This is a genomic window from Bosea vaviloviae (assembly GCF_001741865.1).
GTDB classification, from domain to species: Bacteria; Pseudomonadota; Alphaproteobacteria; order Rhizobiales; family Beijerinckiaceae; genus Allobosea; species Allobosea vaviloviae.
Genome location: NZ_CP017147.1, coordinates 5,761,296 through 5,780,547 on the forward strand (window position 1 = coordinate 5,761,296; position 19,252 = coordinate 5,780,547).

At 65.7% G+C, this 19,252-nt stretch carries 20 protein-coding genes; 12 read left to right on the forward strand and 8 right to left on the reverse strand.

What is annotated here, in order from left to right; genetic code table 11:
* Position 1 precedes the first annotated feature (1 nt).
* Positions 2-3,601, reverse strand: coding sequence for a hydantoinase B/oxoprolinase family protein (locus BHK69_RS26615; protein WP_069692740.1), 3,600 nt, complete (start codon positions 3,599-3,601; stop codon positions 2-4).
* A gap of 248 nt (positions 3,602-3,849) precedes the next feature.
* Between BHK69_RS26615 and BHK69_RS26620 the strand changes: the two genes are divergently transcribed.
* The 4 genes from BHK69_RS26620 to BHK69_RS26635 all read left to right on the forward strand — a co-directional run bounded on the left by BHK69_RS26620 (position 3,850) and on the right by BHK69_RS26635 (position 7,372).
* A complete protein-coding gene (locus BHK69_RS26620) occupies positions 3,850-4,398 on the forward strand; it encodes a TRAP transporter small permease (RefSeq protein ID WP_069692741.1) in 549 nt (182 codons plus the stop codon).
* A 4-nt stretch (positions 4,399-4,402) separates the two neighbouring features.
* Entirely contained in the window at positions 4,403-5,713 is a 1,311-nt protein-coding gene (locus BHK69_RS26625; RefSeq protein ID WP_069692742.1) for a TRAP transporter large permease, read from the forward strand.
* A 35-nt stretch (positions 5,714-5,748) separates the two neighbouring features.
* On the forward strand, positions 5,749-6,744 hold the full coding sequence (locus tag BHK69_RS26630) for a TRAP transporter substrate-binding protein (protein WP_069692743.1): 996 nt from the start codon (positions 5,749-5,751) through the stop codon (positions 6,742-6,744).
* A 97-nt stretch (positions 6,745-6,841) separates the two neighbouring features.
* The gene (locus BHK69_RS26635) at positions 6,842-7,372 is read left to right on the forward strand and encodes a winged helix DNA-binding protein (protein WP_069693989.1); all 531 of its coding nucleotides are present in this window, start codon (positions 6,842-6,844) and stop codon (positions 7,370-7,372) included.
* A gap of 452 nt (positions 7,373-7,824) precedes the next feature.
* Here the strand turns inward: BHK69_RS26635 and BHK69_RS26640 are convergent, their stop codons facing one another.
* Positions 7,825-8,379: an SRPBCC family protein gene (locus BHK69_RS26640; RefSeq protein ID WP_069692744.1), complete on the reverse strand. Its 555-nt coding sequence runs from the start codon at positions 8,377-8,379 to the stop codon at positions 7,825-7,827.
* Positions 8,360-8,698, reverse strand: a complete 339-nt coding sequence (locus tag BHK69_RS26645; protein WP_069693990.1) for an ArsR/SmtB family transcription factor — start codon at positions 8,696-8,698, stop codon at positions 8,360-8,362. The genes BHK69_RS26640 and BHK69_RS26645 overlap by 20 nt, the downstream gene beginning before the upstream one ends.
* 146 nt (positions 8,699-8,844) lie before the next feature.
* On the opposite strand from BHK69_RS26645, the gene BHK69_RS26650 reads away from it, so the two are divergent.
* Together BHK69_RS26650 and gbd are read left to right on the forward strand one after the other, a co-directional pair.
* Positions 8,845-9,732, forward strand: a complete 888-nt coding sequence (locus tag BHK69_RS26650) for a DMT family transporter (RefSeq protein ID WP_069692745.1) — start codon at positions 8,845-8,847, stop codon at positions 9,730-9,732.
* Between the two features lie 40 nt (positions 9,733-9,772).
* On the forward strand, positions 9,773-10,903 hold the full coding sequence (gene gbd / locus BHK69_RS26655) for a 4-hydroxybutyrate dehydrogenase (RefSeq protein ID WP_069692746.1): 1,131 nt from the start codon (positions 9,773-9,775) through the stop codon (positions 10,901-10,903).
* Between the two features lie 14 nt (positions 10,904-10,917).
* Here the strand turns inward: gbd and BHK69_RS26660 are convergent, their stop codons facing one another.
* Positions 10,918-11,553, reverse strand: a complete 636-nt coding sequence (locus tag BHK69_RS26660) for a pyridoxamine 5'-phosphate oxidase family protein (protein ID WP_069692747.1) — start codon at positions 11,551-11,553, stop codon at positions 10,918-10,920.
* Positions 11,554-11,731: 178 nt separating this feature from the next.
* Here BHK69_RS26660 and BHK69_RS26665 point away from each other — a divergent pair, with 178 nt between their 5' ends.
* From BHK69_RS26665 to BHK69_RS26680, 4 genes are read left to right on the forward strand one after another with little or no spacing between them, the layout of a single operon-like run.
* Positions 11,732-12,193 carry a hypothetical protein gene (locus BHK69_RS26665; protein ID WP_069692748.1) on the forward strand — a complete coding sequence of 154 codons (462 nt, stop codon included), beginning with the start codon at positions 11,732-11,734 and terminating at the stop codon, positions 12,191-12,193.
* Between the two features lie 17 nt (positions 12,194-12,210).
* Positions 12,211-12,882: a ribonuclease T2 family protein gene (locus BHK69_RS26670; RefSeq protein ID WP_083269704.1), complete on the forward strand. Its 672-nt coding sequence runs from the start codon at positions 12,211-12,213 to the stop codon at positions 12,880-12,882.
* 31 nt (positions 12,883-12,913) lie between these two features.
* Positions 12,914-13,765, forward strand: coding sequence for a 23S rRNA (adenine(2030)-N(6))-methyltransferase RlmJ (locus BHK69_RS26675; RefSeq protein WP_069692749.1), 852 nt, complete (start codon positions 12,914-12,916; stop codon positions 13,763-13,765).
* A gap of 44 nt (positions 13,766-13,809) precedes the next feature.
* Positions 13,810-14,415 (forward strand): glutathione S-transferase, encoded by a 606-nt coding sequence (locus tag BHK69_RS26680; protein ID WP_069692750.1) that lies wholly within the window; start codon positions 13,810-13,812, stop codon positions 14,413-14,415.
* A gap of 209 nt (positions 14,416-14,624) precedes the next feature.
* On the opposite strand, the gene BHK69_RS26685 is transcribed toward BHK69_RS26680, so the two are convergent.
* Positions 14,625-15,299 carry an outer membrane protein gene (locus BHK69_RS26685; protein WP_069692751.1) on the reverse strand — a complete coding sequence of 225 codons (675 nt, stop codon included), beginning with the start codon at positions 15,297-15,299 and terminating at the stop codon, positions 14,625-14,627.
* Positions 15,300-15,673: 374 nt separating this feature from the next.
* On the opposite strand from BHK69_RS26685, the gene BHK69_RS26690 reads away from it, so the two are divergent.
* Together BHK69_RS26690 and BHK69_RS26695 are read left to right on the forward strand one after the other, a co-directional pair.
* Positions 15,674-16,471, forward strand: a complete 798-nt coding sequence (locus BHK69_RS26690) for a glycosyltransferase family 2 protein (protein ID WP_069692752.1) — start codon at positions 15,674-15,676, stop codon at positions 16,469-16,471.
* The gene (locus tag BHK69_RS26695; protein ID WP_148663601.1) at positions 16,464-17,210 is read left to right on the forward strand and encodes an SDR family oxidoreductase; all 747 of its coding nucleotides are present in this window, start codon (positions 16,464-16,466) and stop codon (positions 17,208-17,210) included. The genes BHK69_RS26690 and BHK69_RS26695 overlap by 8 nt, the downstream gene beginning before the upstream one ends.
* 65 nt (positions 17,211-17,275) lie before the next feature.
* On the opposite strand, the gene BHK69_RS26700 is transcribed toward BHK69_RS26695, so the two are convergent.
* The 3 genes from BHK69_RS26700 to pgeF all read right to left on the reverse strand — a co-directional run bounded on the left by BHK69_RS26700 (position 17,276) and on the right by pgeF (position 19,228).
* On the reverse strand, positions 17,276-17,905 hold the full coding sequence (locus BHK69_RS26700) for a 2-hydroxychromene-2-carboxylate isomerase (protein WP_069692754.1): 630 nt from the start codon (positions 17,903-17,905) through the stop codon (positions 17,276-17,278).
* A gap of 171 nt (positions 17,906-18,076) precedes the next feature.
* On the reverse strand, positions 18,077-18,361 hold the full coding sequence (locus tag BHK69_RS26705; protein WP_069692755.1) for a hypothetical protein: 285 nt from the start codon (positions 18,359-18,361) through the stop codon (positions 18,077-18,079).
* A 102-nt stretch (positions 18,362-18,463) separates the two neighbouring features.
* A complete protein-coding gene (gene pgeF, locus BHK69_RS26710) occupies positions 18,464-19,228 on the reverse strand; it encodes a peptidoglycan editing factor PgeF (protein ID WP_069692756.1) in 765 nt (254 codons plus the stop codon).
* Between the last annotated feature and the right edge of the window lie 24 nt (positions 19,229-19,252).

The following is a 19,252-nucleotide window of genomic DNA, read 5'->3' on the forward strand; positions in this document are numbered from 1 at the left end:
CTCACCCCTTCGGCTTGCCATATCCCCCGGCCGTCGGCGTGATCACCGTCACCGCCTCACCGGCCTGCAGCAGCGTTTGATCGGAGGGCTTCAGCTCCTCGACCACGCCGGACAGCCTGCGCACCGTCGTCTTGCCCAATTGCCCGGCCTCGCCGCCTTTCATGCCGAAGGGGCGGACCTTGCGATGCGAGGCGAGGATGGCGCAGTCCATGGTCTTGCGGAAACGGATGGTACGGCTGGTGCCGTCGCCGGCGCTCCACTGCCCCTTGCCGCCGGAGCCGGCCCGGATGTGGAAATCCTCCAGCACGACCGGGAAACGCGTCTCCAGGATTTCCGGGTCGGTCAGGCGCGAGTTCGTCATATGGACATGCACACCCGAGGTGCCGTTGAAACCTGGGCCCGCAGGCGAGCCCGAGCAGATCGTCTCGTAATACTGGTACTCGTCATTGCCGAAGGTGAGGTTGTTCATCGTGCCCTGCGAGGCCGACATCGCCTCCAGCGCCCCGAACAACGTGTTCGTCACCGCCTGGCTGACCTCGACATTGCCCGCCACCACGGCAGCCGGATAACGCGGCGAGAGCATCGACCCCTCCGGGATGATGATCCTGATCGGCCTGAGGCAGCCGGCATTCATCGGGATCGCATCATCGACCATGACGCGGAAGACATAGAGCACGGCGGCGCGCGTCACCGGCGCCGGCGCGTTGAAATTGTCGCCGCGCTGCTCCGAAGTGCCGGTGAAGTCGACCGTCGCCTCGCGCTTTTCGCGATCGATCGTGACCTTGACCTTGATCGCGCAGCCCTGGTCCATCGGATAGGTGAACTCGGCGTCGTGGAGCTTGGTCAAAAGCCGCGCCACGCTCTCGGCCGCATTGTCCTGGACATGGCCCATATAGGCCTGGACCACGTCGAGACCGAAGGAGGCGATCATCTTCCTGAGCTCCGCCACGCCCTTCTCATTAGCGGCGATCTGGGCCTTCAGATCGTTGACGTTCTGGACGACGTTGCGGACCGGATAGCGCGCGCCGGTCAGGAGCTTGACGAGATCATCCTCGCAGAAGCGGCCCTGATCGACGATCTTGAAATTGTCGATATAGACGCCCTCCTCCTCGATATGCGTCGCCAGCGGCGACATCGAACCAGGCGCCACGCCGCCGACATCGGCATGATGGCCGCGGCTCGCCACCCAGAACAGGATCGCCTTGTCCGCTTCGTCGAAGACCGGCGTGCAGACGGTGATGTCGGGCAGATGCGTCCCGCCATTATAGGGCGCATTCAGGCAGTAGACATCGCCCGGCATGATCACCGGGTTGTTCTTGATGACGGTCTCGACCGACTTGTCCATCGAGCCCAGATGCACCGGCATGTGAGGCGCGTTGGCGACGAGAGAGGCGGTGGTGTCGAAGACAGCGCAGGAGAAGTCGAGCCGTTCCTTGATGTTCACGGAATAGGCAGTGTTCTGCAGCGTCACGCCCATCTGCTCGGCGATCGACATGAACAGGTTGTTGAAGATCTCCAGCATCACCGGATCGGCCCTGGTGCCGATCGCGGCGTTCTGAACCAGCGCCTTCGAGCGCACCAGCACGAGATGGTCCTTGGCCGTAAGCTTGGCCGACCAGCCCTCCTCGACCACCACGGTCTGGTTCGGCTCGATGATGATGGCCGGCCCCGCAATCTGCTGACCGGGCGACATCGCCTCGCGGCGCACGATCGCCGCGTCATGCCACTGCCCCTTCGAAAAGAGGCGGGTGCGCTCGGCTGCTGCCGGCTCGCCGGCGCTCTCCGCCGACGACGCCTCCTCGAACTTCGCCCCGCCGCCGACGGCCTCGACCTCGACCGCCTCGACGACCAGCGCCTTGCTCTCGTCCATGAAGCCGAAGCGCGCCTTATGCGCGAGCTGGAAAGCTTGCCTCATCCCGGCGCGGGTGCCGGCCGCAACGGCGATCGCCGTATCGGTGCCGGCATAGCGGATATGGGCTCTGATATGGATGGCGATTGCCTCAGTGGGCACGCCCTGCCCCGTCAATTCGGAGCGGGTCTCGGCCGCGAGCTTGTCTGCAACGCTTGCGATGGCAGCCTTCGCCCCATCGTCGAGCGGCACATCGAGCGCAGCCGTTCGCGTCGAGCGGATTTCGGCGAGCCCCATGCCATAGGCCGAGAGCAGGCCGGAGAATGGATGCAGCAGCACGGTCTTGATGCCGAGCGCATCGGCCACGAGGCAGGCATGCTGCCCGCCGGCACCGCCGAAGGAATTCAGCGCATAGCGGGTGATGTCGTAGCCGCGCTGGACGGAGATCTTCTTGATCGCCTCGGCCATGTTGGCGACCGCGATCTGGATGAAGCCGTCGGCGACCTCCTCAGGCGAGCGGCCATCGCCGACCTCGGCCGCGAGCGCCGCGAACTTCGCCTTGACGGTCTCGACATCGAGCGGCTGATCGCGCTTCTCGCCGAAGATCGGCGGGAAATAGGCCGGGATCAGCTTGCCGACCATGACGTTCGCGTCGGTCACCGCGAGCGGCCCGCCACGGCGATAGGCGGCCGGGCCGGGATTGGCGCCGGCGGAATCGGGCCCGACGCGGAAGCGTGCACCGTCATAATGCAGGATCGAGCCGCCGCCGGCCGCAACCGTATGGATCAGCATCATCGGCGCGCGCATCCGCACGCCGGCGACCTCGGTCTCGAAGGCACGCTCATACTCGCCGTCGAAATGGGCGACATCGGTCGAAGTGCCGCCCATGTCGAAGCCGATGACCTTGTCGAAGCCGGCCGAGCGGCCGGTCTCGGCGAGGCCGACGACGCCGCCGGCCGGGCCGGACAGGATCGCGTCCTTGCCCTGGAACAGTTCCGCGGCAGTGAGGCCGCCCGAGGACATCATGAACATCAAGCGCGCGCCGGTGCGGGCGATATCGAGTTCCTCCGAGACCTGCGCGACATAGCGGCCCAGGATCGGCGAGAGATAGGCATCGACCACCGCCGTATCGCCGCGCCCGACCAGCTTGATCAGCGGCGAGACCTCATGGCTCACCGAAACCTGCGGGAAGCCGATCTCGCGGGCGATGCGGGCCGCAACCTGCTCATGGGCGGGATAGCGATAGGCGTGCATGAAGACGATCGCGACGGCGCGGAAGCCGGCAGCGAACTGCGCCTGAAGCGCAGCACGGATCGCGGCCTCGTCGGGCGCGCGCTCGACCTCGCCATCGGCCAGCACGCGCTCGTCGATCTCGGCCACGGCGTCATAGAGCTGTTCGGGCTTGATGATCTCCTTGGCGAAGATGTCGGGCCGCGCCTGGTAGCCGATGCGCAGCGCATCGCGGAAACCCTTGGTGATGACCAGCAGCGTGCGGTCGCCCTTGCGCTCGAGCAGCGCGTTGGTGGCGACCGTAGTGCCCATCCGCACCTCGTCGATCAGCCCGGCGGGGATCGGCTCCCCCGTCTTCAGCCCGAGATGGTCGCGGATGCCCTGCACCGCCGCATCGCGATAGGCACCCGGATTCTCCGAAAGCAGCTTCCTGGCGTGAAGCTTGCCTGAGGGATCGCGGCCGATCACATCGGTGAAGGTGCCGCCACGGTCGATCCAGAAGTCCCAGCGACCCGTCGTCATGTGAAGCCTCCCTCGGCGCGAACAAGCGGGCGAGAGGCCCGATGACGTTTCATCGATAAATTGTCGATGAAACGTTGACAAGCAGGATTCGGCGGCTACGATCCCAATTGTGACCGGGACATGGCTGAGGGGCCAGACCGATCTGGAGCCCGACGATCTCTGGCTCTCATGAAGCAGGAGGATGCGATGACAGGATCAGCCCTGGCAATCGGCGACGCATGGCGCGCCTATCAGGGAGCGAGCGCCCGATGATGCGCCGCTCGCTCGACGCCCTCTATCTCTGGTCCGGCTATGCCGCCGGCGGCTTCCTCATCCTGATCTTCGTTCTGATGATGTCCCTCTCGCTCGGCCGCGAGATCGGGTTCAACATTCCCGCTGGCGACGACTTTGCCTCCTGGTGCATGGCGGCGATGGCGTTCCTCGGGCTCGCCCACACCTTCAAATCCGGCGACATGATCCGGGTCGGCCTGCTGATCGACCGGTTCGAAGGCCGCACGCGCTGGTGCTTCGAGACCTTCTCGCTCGTGCTCGGCCTCGGCTTCGCCGGCTTCTTCGCCTGGCACGCGGCGGTGATGACCTGGCAGTCCTACGAGTTCACCGACATCGCCGGCGGCGTCGTGCCGATGCCGATGTGGATTCCTCAGCTCGGCTATTCCGGCGGCCTCATCATCCTGTTCATCGCCATGCTCGACGAGTTCGTCCATGTCGTACTGCGCGGACAAGCGCCCCGCTACGAGAAGCCTCCGGCGCAATCGGACGAGGAAATCGTCGAACGCGCCATGGCAAGCGGAGTGTGACGTCATGGCGATGATCGAAATCTCCGGCCTGCTCCTGCTCCTGCTGACGATCTTCCTGGCCGGCGGCGTCTGGATCGCCATCTCTCTGATGGCCTGCGGCTGGGTGGCGATGCAGTTCGTCGCCGGCGGCATCCCGGCCGGCGCGGTGCTCGCGACCACGATCTGGGGCAACAGCGCCTCCTGGACATTGGCCGCCCTGCCGCTCTTTATCTGGATGGGCGAGATTCTCTACCGCACCAAGCTGTCGGAGGAGATGTTCCGGGGGCTCGCCCCCTGGCTCAACTGGCTTCCGGGCCGATTGATGCATGTCAACGTGCTCGCCTGCGGCATCTTCGGCTCGGTCTCCGGCTCATCGGCCGCGACCTGCGCCACCGTTGCCAAGATCGCCCTGCCGGAACTCAAGAAGCGCGGCTATGACGAAAAGCTCGCGCTCGGCTCGCTCGCCGGCGCCGGCACGCTCGGCATCCTGATCCCACCCTCGATCACCATGGTGGTCTATGCGGTCGCGGCCAATGTCTCGATCATCCAGATCTTCCTCGCCGGCTTCCTGCCCGGCCTGCTCGTGATGGTACTCTATTCCGGCTACATCATCGTCTGGCACATGCTCAACCCGGACAAGTCGCCGCCGCCGGAGCCGGCGATGCCGTTCCGCCAGAAGCTGAAAGAATCAGCCCAGCTCATCCCCTGCATGCTGCTGATCGCGCTGGTCTTCCTCTCGCTGCTGCTGGGCTGGGCGACGGCGACCGAATGCGCCGCCTGGGGCGTGCTCGGCTCCTTCGGCATCGCCTGGTGGTCCGGCACGCTGACGAAAGAGGCGTTCTGGCAAAGCGTGATGGGCACGACGCGGATCACCTGCATGATCATGCTGATCCTGGCCGGCGCCTCCTTCATGTCGACCTCGATGGCCTATACCGGCATCCCGCTGGCGCTCGCCGCCTGGGTCGATTCCTTGCACCTCTCGCCCTATGCGCTGATCGCGGCGTTGACGGTGATGTACATCGTGCTCGGCACGGCACTCGACGGCATCTCGATGATCGTGCTGACGACCGCGATCGTCATTCCGATGATCAAGAGCGCCGGGTTCGATCTGGTCTGGTTCGGCATCTTCCTGGTGCTCATCGTCGAGATGGCCGAGGTCTCGCCGCCGGTCGGATTCAACCTGTTCGTGCTTCAGACGATGTCGGGCAAGGACTCCAATACGGTCGCGCTCGCCGCCCTGCCCTTCTTTTTTCTACTGGTCGCCGCCGTCGCGATCATTACGATCTTCCCCCAGATCGTGATGATCCTGCCGGAAATGGCCTTTCCGCCGCAATGACATCGCGTCAACAACAAGGGAACGGAGACACCGCAATGACACGCAACGACCTCATCAAGGGCCTGCTCGCGGCCGGCGTCGCCACTGGTGCGCTGGCGCTCGCCACGACCGGTGCGCTGGCGCAGGCCAAATGGAACCTGCCGGCGGCCTACCCGGCCGATAATCCCCATAGCGAGAACCTCGCCATCTTCGCCAAGGACGTCGAGGCCGCCACCTCAGGCAAGCTCTCGATCACCGTCCATGCGGGCGCCTCGCTGTTCAAGGCCCCCGAGATCAAGCGCGCCGTCCAGACCGGCCAGGCCCAGATGGGCGAGGTGCTGATGTCGATCCACGAGAACGAGGACCCGATCTACGGCATCGACGTCGTGCCGTTCCTCGCCGCCTCCTTCGCCGAATCGAAGAAGCTCTATGCCGCCTCGAAACCCGCGGTCGAGAAGAAGCTCGACAGCCAGGGCATCAAGCTGCTGTTCATGGTCCCCTGGGCGCCGCAGGGCGTCTACACCAAGAAGGACGTCAACACGGTCGAGGACATGAAGGGGCTGAAATGGCGCTCCTATAATGTCGGCACGACGCGGCTGGGCGAACTGCTCGGCATGCAGTCGGTGACGATCCAGGCGGCGGAACTGCCGCAGGCGCTGGCGACCGGCGTGGTGAACTCGTTCATGTCCTCGGGCGGCACCGGCTACGATTCCAAGGTCTGGGAATCGCTGACGCATTTCTATGACACCAAGGCCTGGATCCCGAAGAACGCGACCTTCGTCAACAAGGCTGCCTTCGCCGCCTTGGACAAGCCGACCCAGGATGCGATCCTCAAGGCCTCCGCCGACGCCGAAGCCCGCGGCTGGAAGATGTGGGAAGAGAAGGCCGGCTGGTATCTCGACCAGCTCAAGGCCAAGGGCATGAAGGTACAGCAGCCCTCGCCGGAACTCGCCGCCGGCTTCAAGAAGGCCGGCGAGACCCTGACCGCCGACTGGCTGAAGAAAGCCGGCACCGATGGCCAGGCAATCGTCGACGCTTACAAGAAGATGTGAGGAACACCGTCATGGTCGGCCTTGAGCCGACCATCTCTTGCAGGAGATTCTCGGGTCGGCGCGACCGCGCCGCCCGAGAATGACGAGCGGTCGCAAAATGCCAGAGTCCAATCCTTCCCCCGACGACCTCGGACCCATCGTCTCCTCCGGCCACCTCGCCTCGGGCGCAATGCCGGCGCTGTCGGAGTTCGAATTCGCCATGAACATGACGGCGCACGCCTTCCAGCGCTGGATGGTGCGCGCCATGGCGGCGACCGGCCTGGCTGATCTGTCGCCGCTCGACGTGCTGGTGCTGCACAACGTCAACCATCGCGCCAAGCCCAAGCGCCTCGCCGATATCTGCCTGGTCCTCAATATCGAGGACACGCATCTGGTGAACTACTCGCTCAAGAAGCTCGAGCGCCTCAAGCTCCTGAAGAGCGGCCGCAAGGGCAAGGAAAAGACCGTCCAGGTCACCCAGGCCGGCGAGGACGCCTGCAAGCGCTACGCCCAGATCCGCGAGCAGCTCCTGGTCAAATCGGTGCTCGGCACCGGTCTGGACCCGGCGCGCCTCTCCGAGATCGCCGCCGCGATGCGCTCGCTCTCCGGTCATTACGACCAGGCGGCGCGGGCAGCGGCAAGCCTGTAGGGCGGCTCGGCAGCCTCCTTCCCTTCTCCCAGATGGGAGAAGCCTCCCTTGCCTAGACAAGCGCGCAGGGGTGAGTGCAGGCCAGACAACCAGATCACGCAAACGGTTCCGCATCGTCTCCGGCGCTATCGGGTAAAACCAGCACTGCGGCACTGTCTCGCCCAACAATCGGCGGCACACCCTCATCCCTGCCCTTCTCACGTCCGGGAGAAGGGTTCCCCGCGCCTCTCGATAAGGCGCGCGTAACGAAAACCTCGACCGGCTTTCGCCGCGAGGGTTTCGGATCTCCCGACCAGTACGAATCTCTGGGATGGGCCAATCCCAACCGCTGCGGCTGCTGCAAAGTTGAGTCCGCATCGGCTCGAAACCAGCCCAACCCGCCCCCCGCGTAATGCGAAGCGGCCCGGCATGCCACCGGGCCGCTCCTGAGATGCCTTAAGCCGGCAACCGCTCTACGCCTCCGCCTCCTTCTGCCGCTCCGCATACTCCGTCTCCAGCGCCTGATGCACCGACCAGAATCCGCCTGGCGGCCGCCCCGTGAGCTGGTCCTCGAGCAGGCCGAGATGCAGGTGCCAGCCGCTGGAGACCATCGCCATCCGGCTCTTGGTGGCGAGTCTGCGGTGGGTCAGGACGAGGCGGACCTTGTCGCCGGCCTGAGACAGCACGAACTCGACGTCGGAGTCGGGATCGCCCATGCCGACCCAGTTGAAGGCGAAGCGGTGCGGCGGCTCCCAGGCTGTGATCGTGCCACCCATCAGCGAGCCTTCGTCGTTCATCTTGCGGGCGCCTTCGGGCGGCGTCTCCTTGGTGATCTGCGAATGCTTGAAGAACAGCGCGACATGGCCGCCATCGCGCGGCTCGGCCTCGCCGCCGCAGAACCAGGTCGCGCGCTTATCGCTCTCGACCAGATAGGCCCAGACCCGCTCGATCGGGCCCGGCAGCAGCCGCTCGAAGCGCACCGCGCCGCTTTCCAGAACCACGCCATATTCATGTGCCGCTATTTGCATCGCTCTCTCCCTTGGTTGTCTCGGCTTTCGCCAGTTCTTGCTCCAGATCGTCGAGCTTTGGTCCCCAGAAGCCGCGGACCTTGCGCACCCAGGCGTCGAATTCGTCGAGCCCCGCGGGATCGAGCCGGTAGATGCGGCGCTGGCCGCTGACCTCGACCCGGACCAGCCCGGCCTCCTTCAGCACCTTGAGATGCTGCGAGATCGCCGGCGCGCTGACCTTGAACCGTGCCCCGATCTCGCCGGCAGACAGCGCACCTTGCCCCAGCATCTCGACGATGCTGCGGCGTGTCGGCTCGGAGAGGGCGGCAAAACGATCCATGCCCCAATAATTCGTCATTCACTTAATTAAGTCAATAGCAAAATATCGGCCTCGAACGCGCATGCGCCATGCTGCACCGCAGGATTGCACTGAGCCCGTCTCTGCGCCAAAGCAACGGCCCGCTCCGGAGCTGCCTGTCGTCCGCCATGCCTTCACGAAACGCGACCCTGAACGGCATCGTCATGATGCTCATCGGCATCCTGATGTTCTCGCTCAACGACGCGATGGGGAAATGGCTGGTCGCCACCTATTCGGTCGGCCAGGTGCTGCTCCTGCGCAGCGCTGCGGGCCTCGCGCTGTTGCTGCCTTTCGTCTTTAAGCAGGGCGTGATGCGCACGCTCAGGCCTGAACGGCCGGGCCTTCAGGTCCTGCGCGTGATCTTCGGCTCCGGCGAGGTCGCGCTGTTTTATCTTGCCGTCTCCTATCTGCCGCTGGCGGACACGATGACGATCTGGCTCGCGGCCCCGGTCTGGGTCGTGGTGCTGGCGGCGCTCCTGCTCGGCGAGCGCGTCGACGCCGCGCGCTGGCTTGCCGCCGCGGTCGGCTTCATCGGCGTTGTGATCGCGCTCAATCCGAGCAGCGCGAGCCTCTCGATGCCGGCGCTGATCGCGCTCGCCGGCAGCGTCCTGTTCGCGGCGATGATGATCGCCGGGCGGCAGTTGCGGGGCACGCCAGACGTCACCCTCGTCGCCTGGCAGACGCTGGGCGCGCTGATGATGGGGCTTGTCCTGCTGCCCTTCGGCTGGGTCACACCGACGCTGACCGATGCCGCACTTCTCGGCCTGCTCGGCATCGTGGCGATGGTGGCGCATCTTTGCGTCACGCGCTCGCTCAAGCTGGCCGAAGCCTCGGTCGTCGTGCCCTATCAGTACACGCTGATCGTCTGGGCGCTGGTCTTCGGCTGGCTCATCTTCGGCGACTGGCCGACGCCGGCAATGCTGTTCGGCTCGGCCCTGATCGTCGCGGCCGGGCTTGCCCTGCTCCTGCTCGAACGCCGTACGGCCCCGGCGGCCGCGGCGGTTGATCTTCCCTGACACCCCGCGCGAAGCTCCCACCGCCCGAGGAGGACACGACATGGCCCTGATCACCTATCTCACCACGATCAAGTTCGGCTTCGGCGAAATCGCCGGCATCGAGGCCGATCTCGCCGGGCTCGGGGTCAGAAAGCCGCTGATCATCGCCGATAAGGGCGTCGTCGCCGCCGGCCTGATCGCCGGCGTGCAGGGGCAGTCGGCGACCTTGCAGGCCGCCCCGGTTTTCGATGCGACGCCGACAAACCCGACCGAGGAGGCGGTCGAGGCCGCGCTTGCGCTCTACCGCCAGCATGGCTGCGACGGGCTCGTCGCCATCGGCGGCGGCTCGCCGATCGATCTCGCCAAGGGCGTCGCCCTGCTCGCGAGCCATGACGGGCCGCTCGAAAGCTATGCCGCGATCCTCGGCGGCATCCCGAAAATCACGGCAAGCGTGGTACCCGTCATCGCCGTGCCGACGACCTCGGGCACCGGCAGCGAAGTCGGCCGCGCCGCGCTGATCACCCTGAAGGACGGCCGCAAGCTCGGCTTCATCTCGCCCCATCTCATCCCCAGACTGGCGATCTGCGACCCGGAACTGACGCTGGGCCTGCCGGCCTGGCTCACCGCCGCGACCGGCATGGATGCCGTGACGCACTGCATCGAGACCTATCTCAGCCCGCGCGAGAATCCGCCCGCCGAGGCAATCGCGCTCGACGGGCTGAAGCGCGCGATCGCCTTCATCGAGCACGCCGTGAAAGACGGCTCCGACCGCGAGGCCCGCAAGGAGATGATGATGGCGGCCCTGCAGGGCGGCATGACCTTCCAGAAGGGGTTAGGGGCCGTGCATGCGCTCTCCCACCCGCTCGGCGGGCTGAAGGAGGTCTCGCTGCATCACGGCACGCTGAACGCCGTGCTGCTGCCGGCAGTGCTGCGCTTCAACGAGCCCGAGGCCAAGACGAAATACGCCGAGATCCGCCGCACGCTCGGCCTTGCCCCCGAGACCGACCTCGCTGCCTGGATCGCGGGCCTGGTCAACCGGCTCGGCATGCCCGCCAGCCTGTCGCAGATGGGCCTGCCGCATGCGGTGATCCCCGCCATCGCCGAGGCCGCGGTGAAGGACCATTCCAGCGCCACCAATCCGCGCGCCGCATCGGCCGGCGACTATGCCGCGATGCTGGAAGCGTCGTTCTGACGGTCCCTGCCCGGTCAGTACAACCGGGTCCGATAACCCTCTTCCAGGGTCGCCTCCAGTTCCGCGACGCTGATCACTTTCGTCTGCTCCGCGACGATGCGGCCAAGCGTTGGGAAGCTGCCGCGCTCGACCTGCGATGCCGGATCCCAGAGCTTCGACCGGATCAGCGCCTTCCCGCAATGGAAGAACGCCTCCTCGACCGCGACCAGCAGGCCGATCGTCGGCGTCCGCTCCTGAACCGTCGAAGGCTCCAGCAGCGCCGGGTCGCGCGTCACCCGCGCCGGTCCGTTCACGCGCAGGGTCTCGCTGATGCCCGGAACCATGAAGATCAGGCCGACGCCGGCCGCGGAGAGGATGTTTGCGAAGCTGTCGACCCGGTTGTTGCCGCGCCGGTCCGGGATGAGCAGGGTCTTGTCGTCCAGCACGCGGACGAAACCAGGCGCATCGCCGCGCGGGCTGGCATCGGCGCGTCCGGCCTCGTCCGCGCTCGCCAGCACGAGAAAGGGTGAGAGCGCGATGAAGTCGCGGCAGAACTGGTCGAGGTGGTCGAGGACCTTGCGTTCGGCAAGCGGAGCGACCGCCCCCATATGGCTCCGCAATTGCGCCGGATCCTCGATCCGGGTCGTGGGATCATCGAAGGTCGCGGTCATTCCATCCTCCTGCGGCACTTGACGACGTTTCCACGAACCGGCCGGCCGCGCCAGACCGGATCGAAATGCAACAGCGCATGCCCAGCAGCACTCGCGCGCATGCGAGCGCCTTGACCCCGACTCCGCTGCCAGCCATCGTGCGCCATAATCTCGCCCACCTGCACGAGGCTTTGTTGCCATGCGCCGCACTATGCTGCGAACCGCCCTGCTCTCTCTCGCTTGCCTGACGGCAGTACTGCCTGCCGCGGCATCGAGCCGCCGCCATGTCGCGCCGCCCGACATCGCCGAGAACCGTGTCATCCCGATGTACGGCAACCTGCCGGCTTGCGAGGACCCTGCCGTGCTGGGCCAGCTCAGCAGCTGGTTCAACTCGCGCGAGGCCAAGTTCTGGGAGCCGCTCCAGGTCGTGACCTATGACCGCGTCAGGCCTGTCGCCTTCAGGCCCTGGGGCGACGACTTCATCCCGCGCCGCTTCTGTACCGGCCGCGTCGCGCTGAACGACGGCAGCCTGCACCGCGTCGACTATTCCGTGCGCGAGAGCCTCGGCCTGTTCGGCTACACCTGGAACGTCAACTGGTGCGTCAGCGGGCTCGACCGGCACCGCTCCTATGCGCCGGACTGCAAGATGGCGCGGCCCTGAACGGCCGACCGCGGGCCATGACCATGCTGCGCCTCATCGCCATGCTCCTCGCCGGCCTGATTCTCTTAGGCCTGCCGGCACTGGCGCAGGGCCGCAACAATCGCGGTGCCGAGCCCGGCGATTTCGATTTCTATGTGCTGGCGCTGTCCTGGTCGCCGGGTTTCTGCGAACTCGACGGCGGCAGCGACCGCAATCGCGAGCAATGCGCCAGCGGCGCCAATCTGCGCTTCGTCGTGCATGGCCTGTGGCCGCAATATGAGCGCGGTTACCCCAGCGATTGCGGCCCATCCGGCCGCACCCCGTCGCGAATCGCACTCGACCAGGCGCAAGGCCTGTTCCCGAGCGAAAGCCTCGCCCGCTATGAATGGCGCAAGCACGGCACCTGCTCGGGCTCAAGCCCGAACGATTATTTCGCCGACATCCGCCGCGCCCGCGACAAGGTCGCGATCCCGCCCTCCCTGGCAAAAGCCGACAGCGACCAGAGCTGGACGGCGATCGACATCGAGCGCGCTTTTGTGGCCGCCAATCCGGGCCTGCGCACCGATATGATGTCGGTCGGCTGCAAGCGCGGCGTGCTGCAGGAGGTGCGCATCTGCTTCAGCAAGGATCTGCGCAATTTCCAGACCTGCCAGGAGGTCGACCGCTCCGGCTGCCGCACCCGCGACATCACTGTCGTCGCACCACGCTGACACGCACGCAAAAGCCGCGTAAGAGCGCGCGATGAACTATCGTCACGGCTTCCACGCCGGAAATTTCGCCGACGTCCTGAAACATGTGATGCTGACCCGCATCCTGGCGCATCTGAACGCCAAGGACACGCCCTATCGCGTCGTCGACACCCATGCCGGCGCCGGCCGCTACGATCTCGGCTCGGACGAGGCATTGCGCACCCATGAATGGAAGGACGGCGTCGCCAGGATCGACCGGTCGCCGCTGTCGCCCGCCGTCGAAGCGCTGCTGAAGCCCTGGCGCGATGCGCTTGCCGGCGCGCGCGCGCTTTATGGCGCGGACGCCTATCCCGGTTCGCCCTGGCTTTGCCGCCACGCCATGCGCGCCGACGATCGGCTGATCGCAGCCGAGCTGCACGAGCACACGCATAAGAAGCTTGCCGCCGTGCTCGGGCGCGATTCGCGCTGCAAGGCGCTGGCGATCGACGGCTGGAACGTCCTGCGCGCCAATGTACCGCCGAAGGAAAGGCGCGGCCTCGTGCTGATCGACCCACCCTTCGAGGAGAAGGACGAATTCGCGACGCTGGAGGCCGAATTCATCGCCGCTCACCGCAAATGGCCCAATGGGGTCTATGCGCTCTGGTATCCGGTCAAGGACCGCGTCGCCGTCGCCAATCTCACCAGCGCCATCCTGGCTGCGGGGATCGGGCGGCTGCTGCGCCTCGAGATCGATGTCGATCGCCCCGAAGCCGCCGGGGGCCTGAGCGCGACGGGCCTGCTCATCGTCAATCCGCCCTGGAAGCTGGCGGAGGAGGCCGCGATTTTGCTGCCTGCCCTGACCGAACGTCTCGCGCAGGGGCCGAGCCCGCGCTACCTTTGCGAGCCGATCCGCCCGGACGGCTGACCATTGCCTTCGCCTGCCTTTCTCCCACGACCAGGATACGACCGATGCTGACCTTGCGCTCCTCGCCCGCCTCACCCTTCGGCCGCAAGGTCAAGATCGCCGCGCTCGAACTCGGCCTGATGGACACAATCGAGATCATCGCCGCCGACACCAACGACCCGGCCGACCCGCTGCGCCAGCAGAACCCGCTCGGCAAGATTCCGACGCTGGTGCTGGAGGATGGCACCACGCTGTTCGATTCGCGCGTCATCGTCGACTATCTCGACCATCTCGCCGGCGGCGGCAAAATCATCCCGGCTGGTGAGGCGCGATTCCCGCAACTGCGCCTGCAGGCGCTGGCCGACGGCATCTGTGACGCTGCGCTGCTGCAGGTCTATGAGACCCGCTTCCGTCCCGAGGAAGGCCGCAATGCGGCCTGGGTCGCCAATCAGGCGGGCAAGGTCTCGCGGGCGCTCATCGCCTTGGAGGTCGCGCCTCCCGCCTATCCCGACCGGCCGCGCATCGGCGAGATCGCGCTCGCCTGCGCGCTCGGCTATCTCGATCTGCGCTTCGCCGGGTCCTGGCGCCCGGACTACCCGACGCTCGTCACCTGGCTCGACGCCTTCGCGGCAAAGGTGCCGGCCTTCGAGGCAACTCGTTTCAAGGGCTGAACAACCGCAACTCGGGGCCGCGAACGCGGCCTGTCTTCTGCTGGAAACGCGCCGTCATCCGGGATGATGGCGCGTTTTCCGTCTTAAACCCTCGTATTCCGATGCTGCCTGTCGGAATGACGCAAGCCCGAACATGACAGCGCTCCAGACAACAAAAAACCCGGTGGCCGAAGCCACCGGGTTCATCAAGCCCCGTGAGGGGATTGAGACTAGAACTTGTAGTTCAGGCCGGCGCGGACGACCGAGAAGTCGTTGCCGATCTTCGTGCCGACGCCAGCGGCGCTGAAGTAGCGCTTCTCGCCGAGGTCCGTGTAGAGATACTCGAGCTTGGCGGTCAGGTTGTTGGTGAAGGCGTATTCCAGACCAGCACCGACGGTGTAGCCGAAATGCGTGTTGTCGTCGGAGGTGGAGATGCCGAGACCGCTGACCGTGACCTTGTTCTGGCCATAGGCGAAACCGCCGGTGATGTACGGCAGGAAGCGGTCATAGGCGACGCCGAAGCGGGCGCGGACCGTGCCGAAGTACTCGAGCTCGCCCTTGTTGGTGCCGCCGATCAGGTTAGCGCGGCTGGACTTCATGTCCGAGTACTGCAGGTCGGTCTCGAGACCGGCAACGAACTGACCGAACTGGTAGTTGTAGCCGACCTGAGCACCACCGATGAAGCCATCGGGATCGCCGATCGTGTTGGTGACGGCGCCCTTGACGTCATAGTTGCCGAAGCCGTAGCCGGCGTTCACACCGACGTAGAAGCCGGTCCAGGTGAAGATCGGGGCATAGACCGGAGCGACGACCGGGCCCTTGCGGGACGGCAGGTCAGCGGCGGAGGCGGCGCCGGCGGCGACGAGGCCCAGAGCCGCGACGCTCGAAAGCAGATATTTCTTCATGGTATACTCCTTAGTCGTCGCTAGTGCCGGCTTGAGGCGCGGCGGGTGAATTCGATGAACCCTATATAAGACGATGCCGCGCCTTTGTCTGTTGCGTTAGAAGCACATCAGGCTTGCAGAGCGCGGCAGAAATGCGGCACGAATGGGGATGACTACGGCAAAAGCATTAATCCAGATTAATCACTGTTAAGGCACGCTGAATAGTAAATTGAATACTAATACAGTTTTGAAACGCCCCGCCCTCCCAAACGCATAACGCAGGTCTTGTCGTAAGGTTCCACTGCTTCCGGCGCAGGGCTCTCACCTCCCCGCTTGCCGTATCGGCGACGCGTGCTTAAGCCGGAAACGACCAATCACAGAATGAGATACCGCGGGTGCCGCCTCTTTCGATTTTCATCATCACGCGCGACGAGGCCGATCGCATCGCACGGACAATTGAGGCGGTCTGCGCGCTGAGCGATGACATCCTCGTGGTCGATTCCGGCTCGACGGACGGGACCCAGGCCATTGCTGAGAGCCTTGGCGCGCGGGTCGTCTTCAATCCCTGGCCGGGTTACGGCCCGCAGAAGCGCTTCGCCGAGGATCTCTGCCGCCATGATTGGCTGCTCAATCTCGATGCCGACGAAGTCGTGCCGGCCGATCTCGCGACCGAGATCGCCGAGCTCTTCAGCCAGGGCCGGCCGGCCGCCGACGCCTATAAGCTGCGCATCGCGGAGATCTTCCCCGGCGAGCCCGCGCCACATCGCTTCGCTTACGCGCTCGCGCCGGTGCGGCTCTACCGCAAGGCGAAAGGCCGCTATTCGCCCTCCCCGGTCCATGACCGCGTCGATCTTGCGCCGGATGCCCGCGTCGCGCGGCTGAAAGGCACGGTGCATCACTATTCCGTCCGGTCGCTCGGCGAGCAGATGGACAAGCTCAATGGCTATAGCGACGCGCAGGCCGACGATCTCGACCGGCGCAACGCGACCTTGTCCGTCTTCCGGCTCGTCGCCGAATTCCCCGCCAACTTCATCAAGGCCTATATCGGCCGTCGCCATGCGCTGCGCGGCGTCTACGGCTTCATGACGGCGATGAACTACGCGTTCTATCGCTATCTCCGCGTCGCCAAGCATTGGGAGCGGCGGCTGCAACGTCGCGCCTCGGCGAAACCTGCGGATGGCCGCGATGGCTGAGGTCGCACTGGTCACCGGGGGCGCGAAGCGGATCGGCCGCGCCATCGTCGAGCGCTTGGCGGAGGCTGGCTATGTCGTCGCGATCCATTGCAGCAGCGCACGCGAGGAGGCGGACGCGCTTGCCGCCAGCTTGGTGGCGCAAGGTGTCCAGGCCTGCGTGATTCCCGCCGATCTCGCCGATCCCGTCGCCGTCGAAGCGATCCTGCCGGCGGTAGAGGCGGTGCTCGGCCCGGTCACCCTGCTCGTCAACAACGCGTCGAGCTTCCTGCTCGACGATGTCCGCACGATCGACGTGCCGACTTGGAACCGGCAGTTCTCGATCAATCTGCGCGCGCCTTCGGTGCTCGCCGGCGCAATGGCCAACCGCCTGCCCGCCGGGACCGATGGCGCGATCATCAACATCATCGACCAGCGTGTCTGGAAACTGACGCCGCAATATTACTCCTACACCCTGAGCAAAGCCGCCCTGCTGACGGCGACGCAGACCATGGCGCAGGCGCTGGCGCCGCATATCCGCGTCAACGCCGTCGGCCCCGGTCCGACTCTGCCCAACTCGCATGATGGCGCCGCGCTGATGGAGGCGGAGATCGCCGGAACCCTGCTCAGGCACAAGGTCGACGCGACAGAGATCGCCGAGGCCGTGCTCTACCTCGCCCGGGCGCGCTCGGTGACCGGACAGATGATCGCGGTCGACGCCGGCCAGCACCTTGGCTGGCGCACGCCCGATATCGTCGGCTGATCAGGAATCGATGCCAGGCCTCGGTCTGGCGTCAGGCTTGCGCGTCCGTCAGATCTGCGCGTCCGTCAGATCTGCGTGTCGTCGCGATAGGCCGCGCGCCGGCTGGTCAAGGCATCGTCCAGCAATTCGAGCCGGTCCTGCCCCCAAAACACCTCGCCATCCAGCACATAGCTCGGCGCGCCGAACACGCCGGCCGTGATGGCGCTGTTGATCGTCGCTGCATAGAGCTGAAGCACGGCCTCGCTGTCGGCGGTCTCAAGCAGGACAGCACCGTTGAAGCCCGCAGCATCGGCGATATCGGCGATCAGATCGCGCCGCGACAGATCCTCGTCCCGCGCCCAGACGCCGGCGAGCACCTCTCCCACGAAAGCGGAAGGATCGCCCCCTGCCTCCCGAATCGCGATCACGACCCGGTCCGCCAGCGAGACGTCGAATGGGAAATGCTGCGGGTAGAGCACCAGCGGCAGGCCGCGCTTCTCGCGCCAGCGCTGGAGCTCGAGGATGCGATAGCGCTGGCGCACCGGATGACGCTTCGGCAAAGGCAGGCCGCCGGTCTCGTCGAAGACCATGCGCAGCGGCGTCGGCCTGTACACGACCGCGCAGCCATGCTGCCGCGCCATCGCGACGAAAGCGGAATGACCGAGATAGGTCCAGGGCGAGAGCAGCGTGAAATAATAGTCGATGGAGCGGGGCATGCTTGTTTCAACTCGTTGGAGGCAACCGAAGCTACGATCCTTCGGCACGACGAAACAAGGGCGCCGCCGTTTTAGAGACGCGCCCTTGTTTCATTGTTGCCCGATAAAATCAGACCCAGATCTTTCCAGCGACAGCCGATCAGACCGGCCGCCGCAGGCCCAAGCTTAATCTCAGGCCGCCTTGTTCTTCACCGCGCCGATAATGGCGGTCAGGATGGCGCCACCGGCGCCGCCGGCGATCAGGTTGGTGGCGATGCTGCCCACGCTGAAGCCGCCGCCTTGCGCTGCCGTGGCGAGGGCTGGCAGGACGAGCGGGATGAGCTGACCGAGAACACCGCCGCCGACAAGGCCGGAGATGGTGTTGCCCAATGTGCCGAGATCGAAGGTCGGAGTGGCCTTGCCCGCCGCGTTTCCGCCGATGGCGCCGGCGACGAGGTTCATCAAGATCTGTTCCATATTCCCCCCAAGAGCCACCCCATGTGGCGCGGGAACGATGACTCCGTCCGCGAGGCTATGCAACTCCCGATCGAAACACGAGAAAACGCTCGCCTTTACCGCTCAACCCAGCGTGATCGCCGAAATCAACCGGCCATAATCCGCCTCCGAGCGGTGAGTCGTGCGGCGATAGCTGAAGAAGCGCTGCTCATCGCCGTAGGTGCAAAGCCCCAGATCAACGAATCGGCCGATGCCGGCCTCCTGCGCCCGAAGCCCGATGAAGGCGGGCAGATCGAACATGGCATGGGCTGGCCGCTCGGAAGCCGCGAAGAAGCGCGCATAGGTCGGATTCGCGGCCTTGAAGCGCTCGACGAATTCGGGGCCGACCTCATAGGCCTTGGCGCTGATCGTCGGGCCAAGCACGGCCAGGATGCGTTCGCGCCTTGCCCCGAGCTTTTCCATCGCCGTCACCGTCGCGGCGACGACGCCGGTGAAGGCGCCCTTCCAGCCGGAATGGGCCGCGCCGATGACACCAGCCTCGCTGTCGGCGAAGAGGATCGGCCCGCAATCGGCGCTCGACACTCCGAGTGCAACGCCATGGGCCGTGCTCACCATCGCATCCGCCTTGGGCCTTTCGCCCGGCCAGGGACCGGTCACGACCTCCACATCGGCCGAATGCACCTGGTAAAGGCTGATCAGATGATCGGGCGCGACCTTGAGATGGGCCGCCATGCGCGCCCGGTTCTCGACGATGGCCGTGGGCTCGTCGGATGAGCCCATGCCGCCATTGAGCGACGCGAAGATCCCGGTCGAAACGCCGCCCTCGCGGGTGAAGAAGGCGTGGCGGATGCCGGTTTCATTGGCGAGATCGGGGGAGGTGATGAACATCGCTTGTCCGGTTTCATCTGGTAG

What these genes read in the sequence shown, in the direction of transcription:
- BHK69_RS26615 (WP_069692740.1), bottom strand. Translation starts at nt 3,601, where the DNA reads ATGACGACGGGTCGCTGGGACTTCTGGATCGACCGTGGCGGCACCTTC.
- BHK69_RS26620 (WP_069692741.1), top strand. Translation starts at nt 3,850, where the DNA reads ATGATGCGCCGCTCGCTCGACGCCCTCTATCTCTGGTCCGGCTATGCC.
- BHK69_RS26625 (WP_069692742.1), top strand. Translation starts at nt 4,403, where the DNA reads ATGGCGATGATCGAAATCTCCGGCCTGCTCCTGCTCCTGCTGACGATC.
- BHK69_RS26630 (WP_069692743.1), top strand. Translation starts at nt 5,749, where the DNA reads ATGACACGCAACGACCTCATCAAGGGCCTGCTCGCGGCCGGCGTCGCC.
- BHK69_RS26635 (WP_069693989.1), top strand. Translation starts at nt 6,842, where the DNA reads ATGCCAGAGTCCAATCCTTCCCCCGACGACCTCGGACCCATCGTCTCC.
- BHK69_RS26640 (WP_069692744.1), bottom strand. Translation starts at nt 8,379, where the DNA reads ATGCAAATAGCGGCACATGAATATGGCGTGGTTCTGGAAAGCGGCGCG.
- BHK69_RS26645 (WP_069693990.1), bottom strand. Translation starts at nt 8,698, where the DNA reads ATGGATCGTTTTGCCGCCCTCTCCGAGCCGACACGCCGCAGCATCGTC.
- BHK69_RS26650 (WP_069692745.1), top strand. Translation starts at nt 8,845, where the DNA reads ATGCCTTCACGAAACGCGACCCTGAACGGCATCGTCATGATGCTCATC.
- gbd (WP_069692746.1), top strand. Translation starts at nt 9,773, where the DNA reads ATGGCCCTGATCACCTATCTCACCACGATCAAGTTCGGCTTCGGCGAA.
- BHK69_RS26660 (WP_069692747.1), bottom strand. Translation starts at nt 11,553, where the DNA reads ATGACCGCGACCTTCGATGATCCCACGACCCGGATCGAGGATCCGGCG.
- BHK69_RS26665 (WP_069692748.1), top strand. Translation starts at nt 11,732, where the DNA reads ATGCGCCGCACTATGCTGCGAACCGCCCTGCTCTCTCTCGCTTGCCTG.
- BHK69_RS26670 (WP_083269704.1), top strand. Translation starts at nt 12,211, where the DNA reads ATGACCATGCTGCGCCTCATCGCCATGCTCCTCGCCGGCCTGATTCTC.
- BHK69_RS26675 (WP_069692749.1), top strand. Translation starts at nt 12,914, where the DNA reads ATGAACTATCGTCACGGCTTCCACGCCGGAAATTTCGCCGACGTCCTG.
- BHK69_RS26680 (WP_069692750.1), top strand. Translation starts at nt 13,810, where the DNA reads ATGCTGACCTTGCGCTCCTCGCCCGCCTCACCCTTCGGCCGCAAGGTC.
- BHK69_RS26685 (WP_069692751.1), bottom strand. Translation starts at nt 15,299, where the DNA reads ATGAAGAAATATCTGCTTTCGAGCGTCGCGGCTCTGGGCCTCGTCGCC.
- BHK69_RS26695 (WP_148663601.1), top strand. Translation starts at nt 16,464, where the DNA reads ATGGCTGAGGTCGCACTGGTCACCGGGGGCGCGAAGCGGATCGGCCGC.
- BHK69_RS26700 (WP_069692754.1), bottom strand. Translation starts at nt 17,905, where the DNA reads ATGCCCCGCTCCATCGACTATTATTTCACGCTGCTCTCGCCCTGGACC.
- BHK69_RS26705 (WP_069692755.1), bottom strand. Translation starts at nt 18,361, where the DNA reads ATGGAACAGATCTTGATGAACCTCGTCGCCGGCGCCATCGGCGGAAAC.
- pgeF (WP_069692756.1), bottom strand. Translation starts at nt 19,228, where the DNA reads ATGTTCATCACCTCCCCCGATCTCGCCAATGAAACCGGCATCCGCCAC.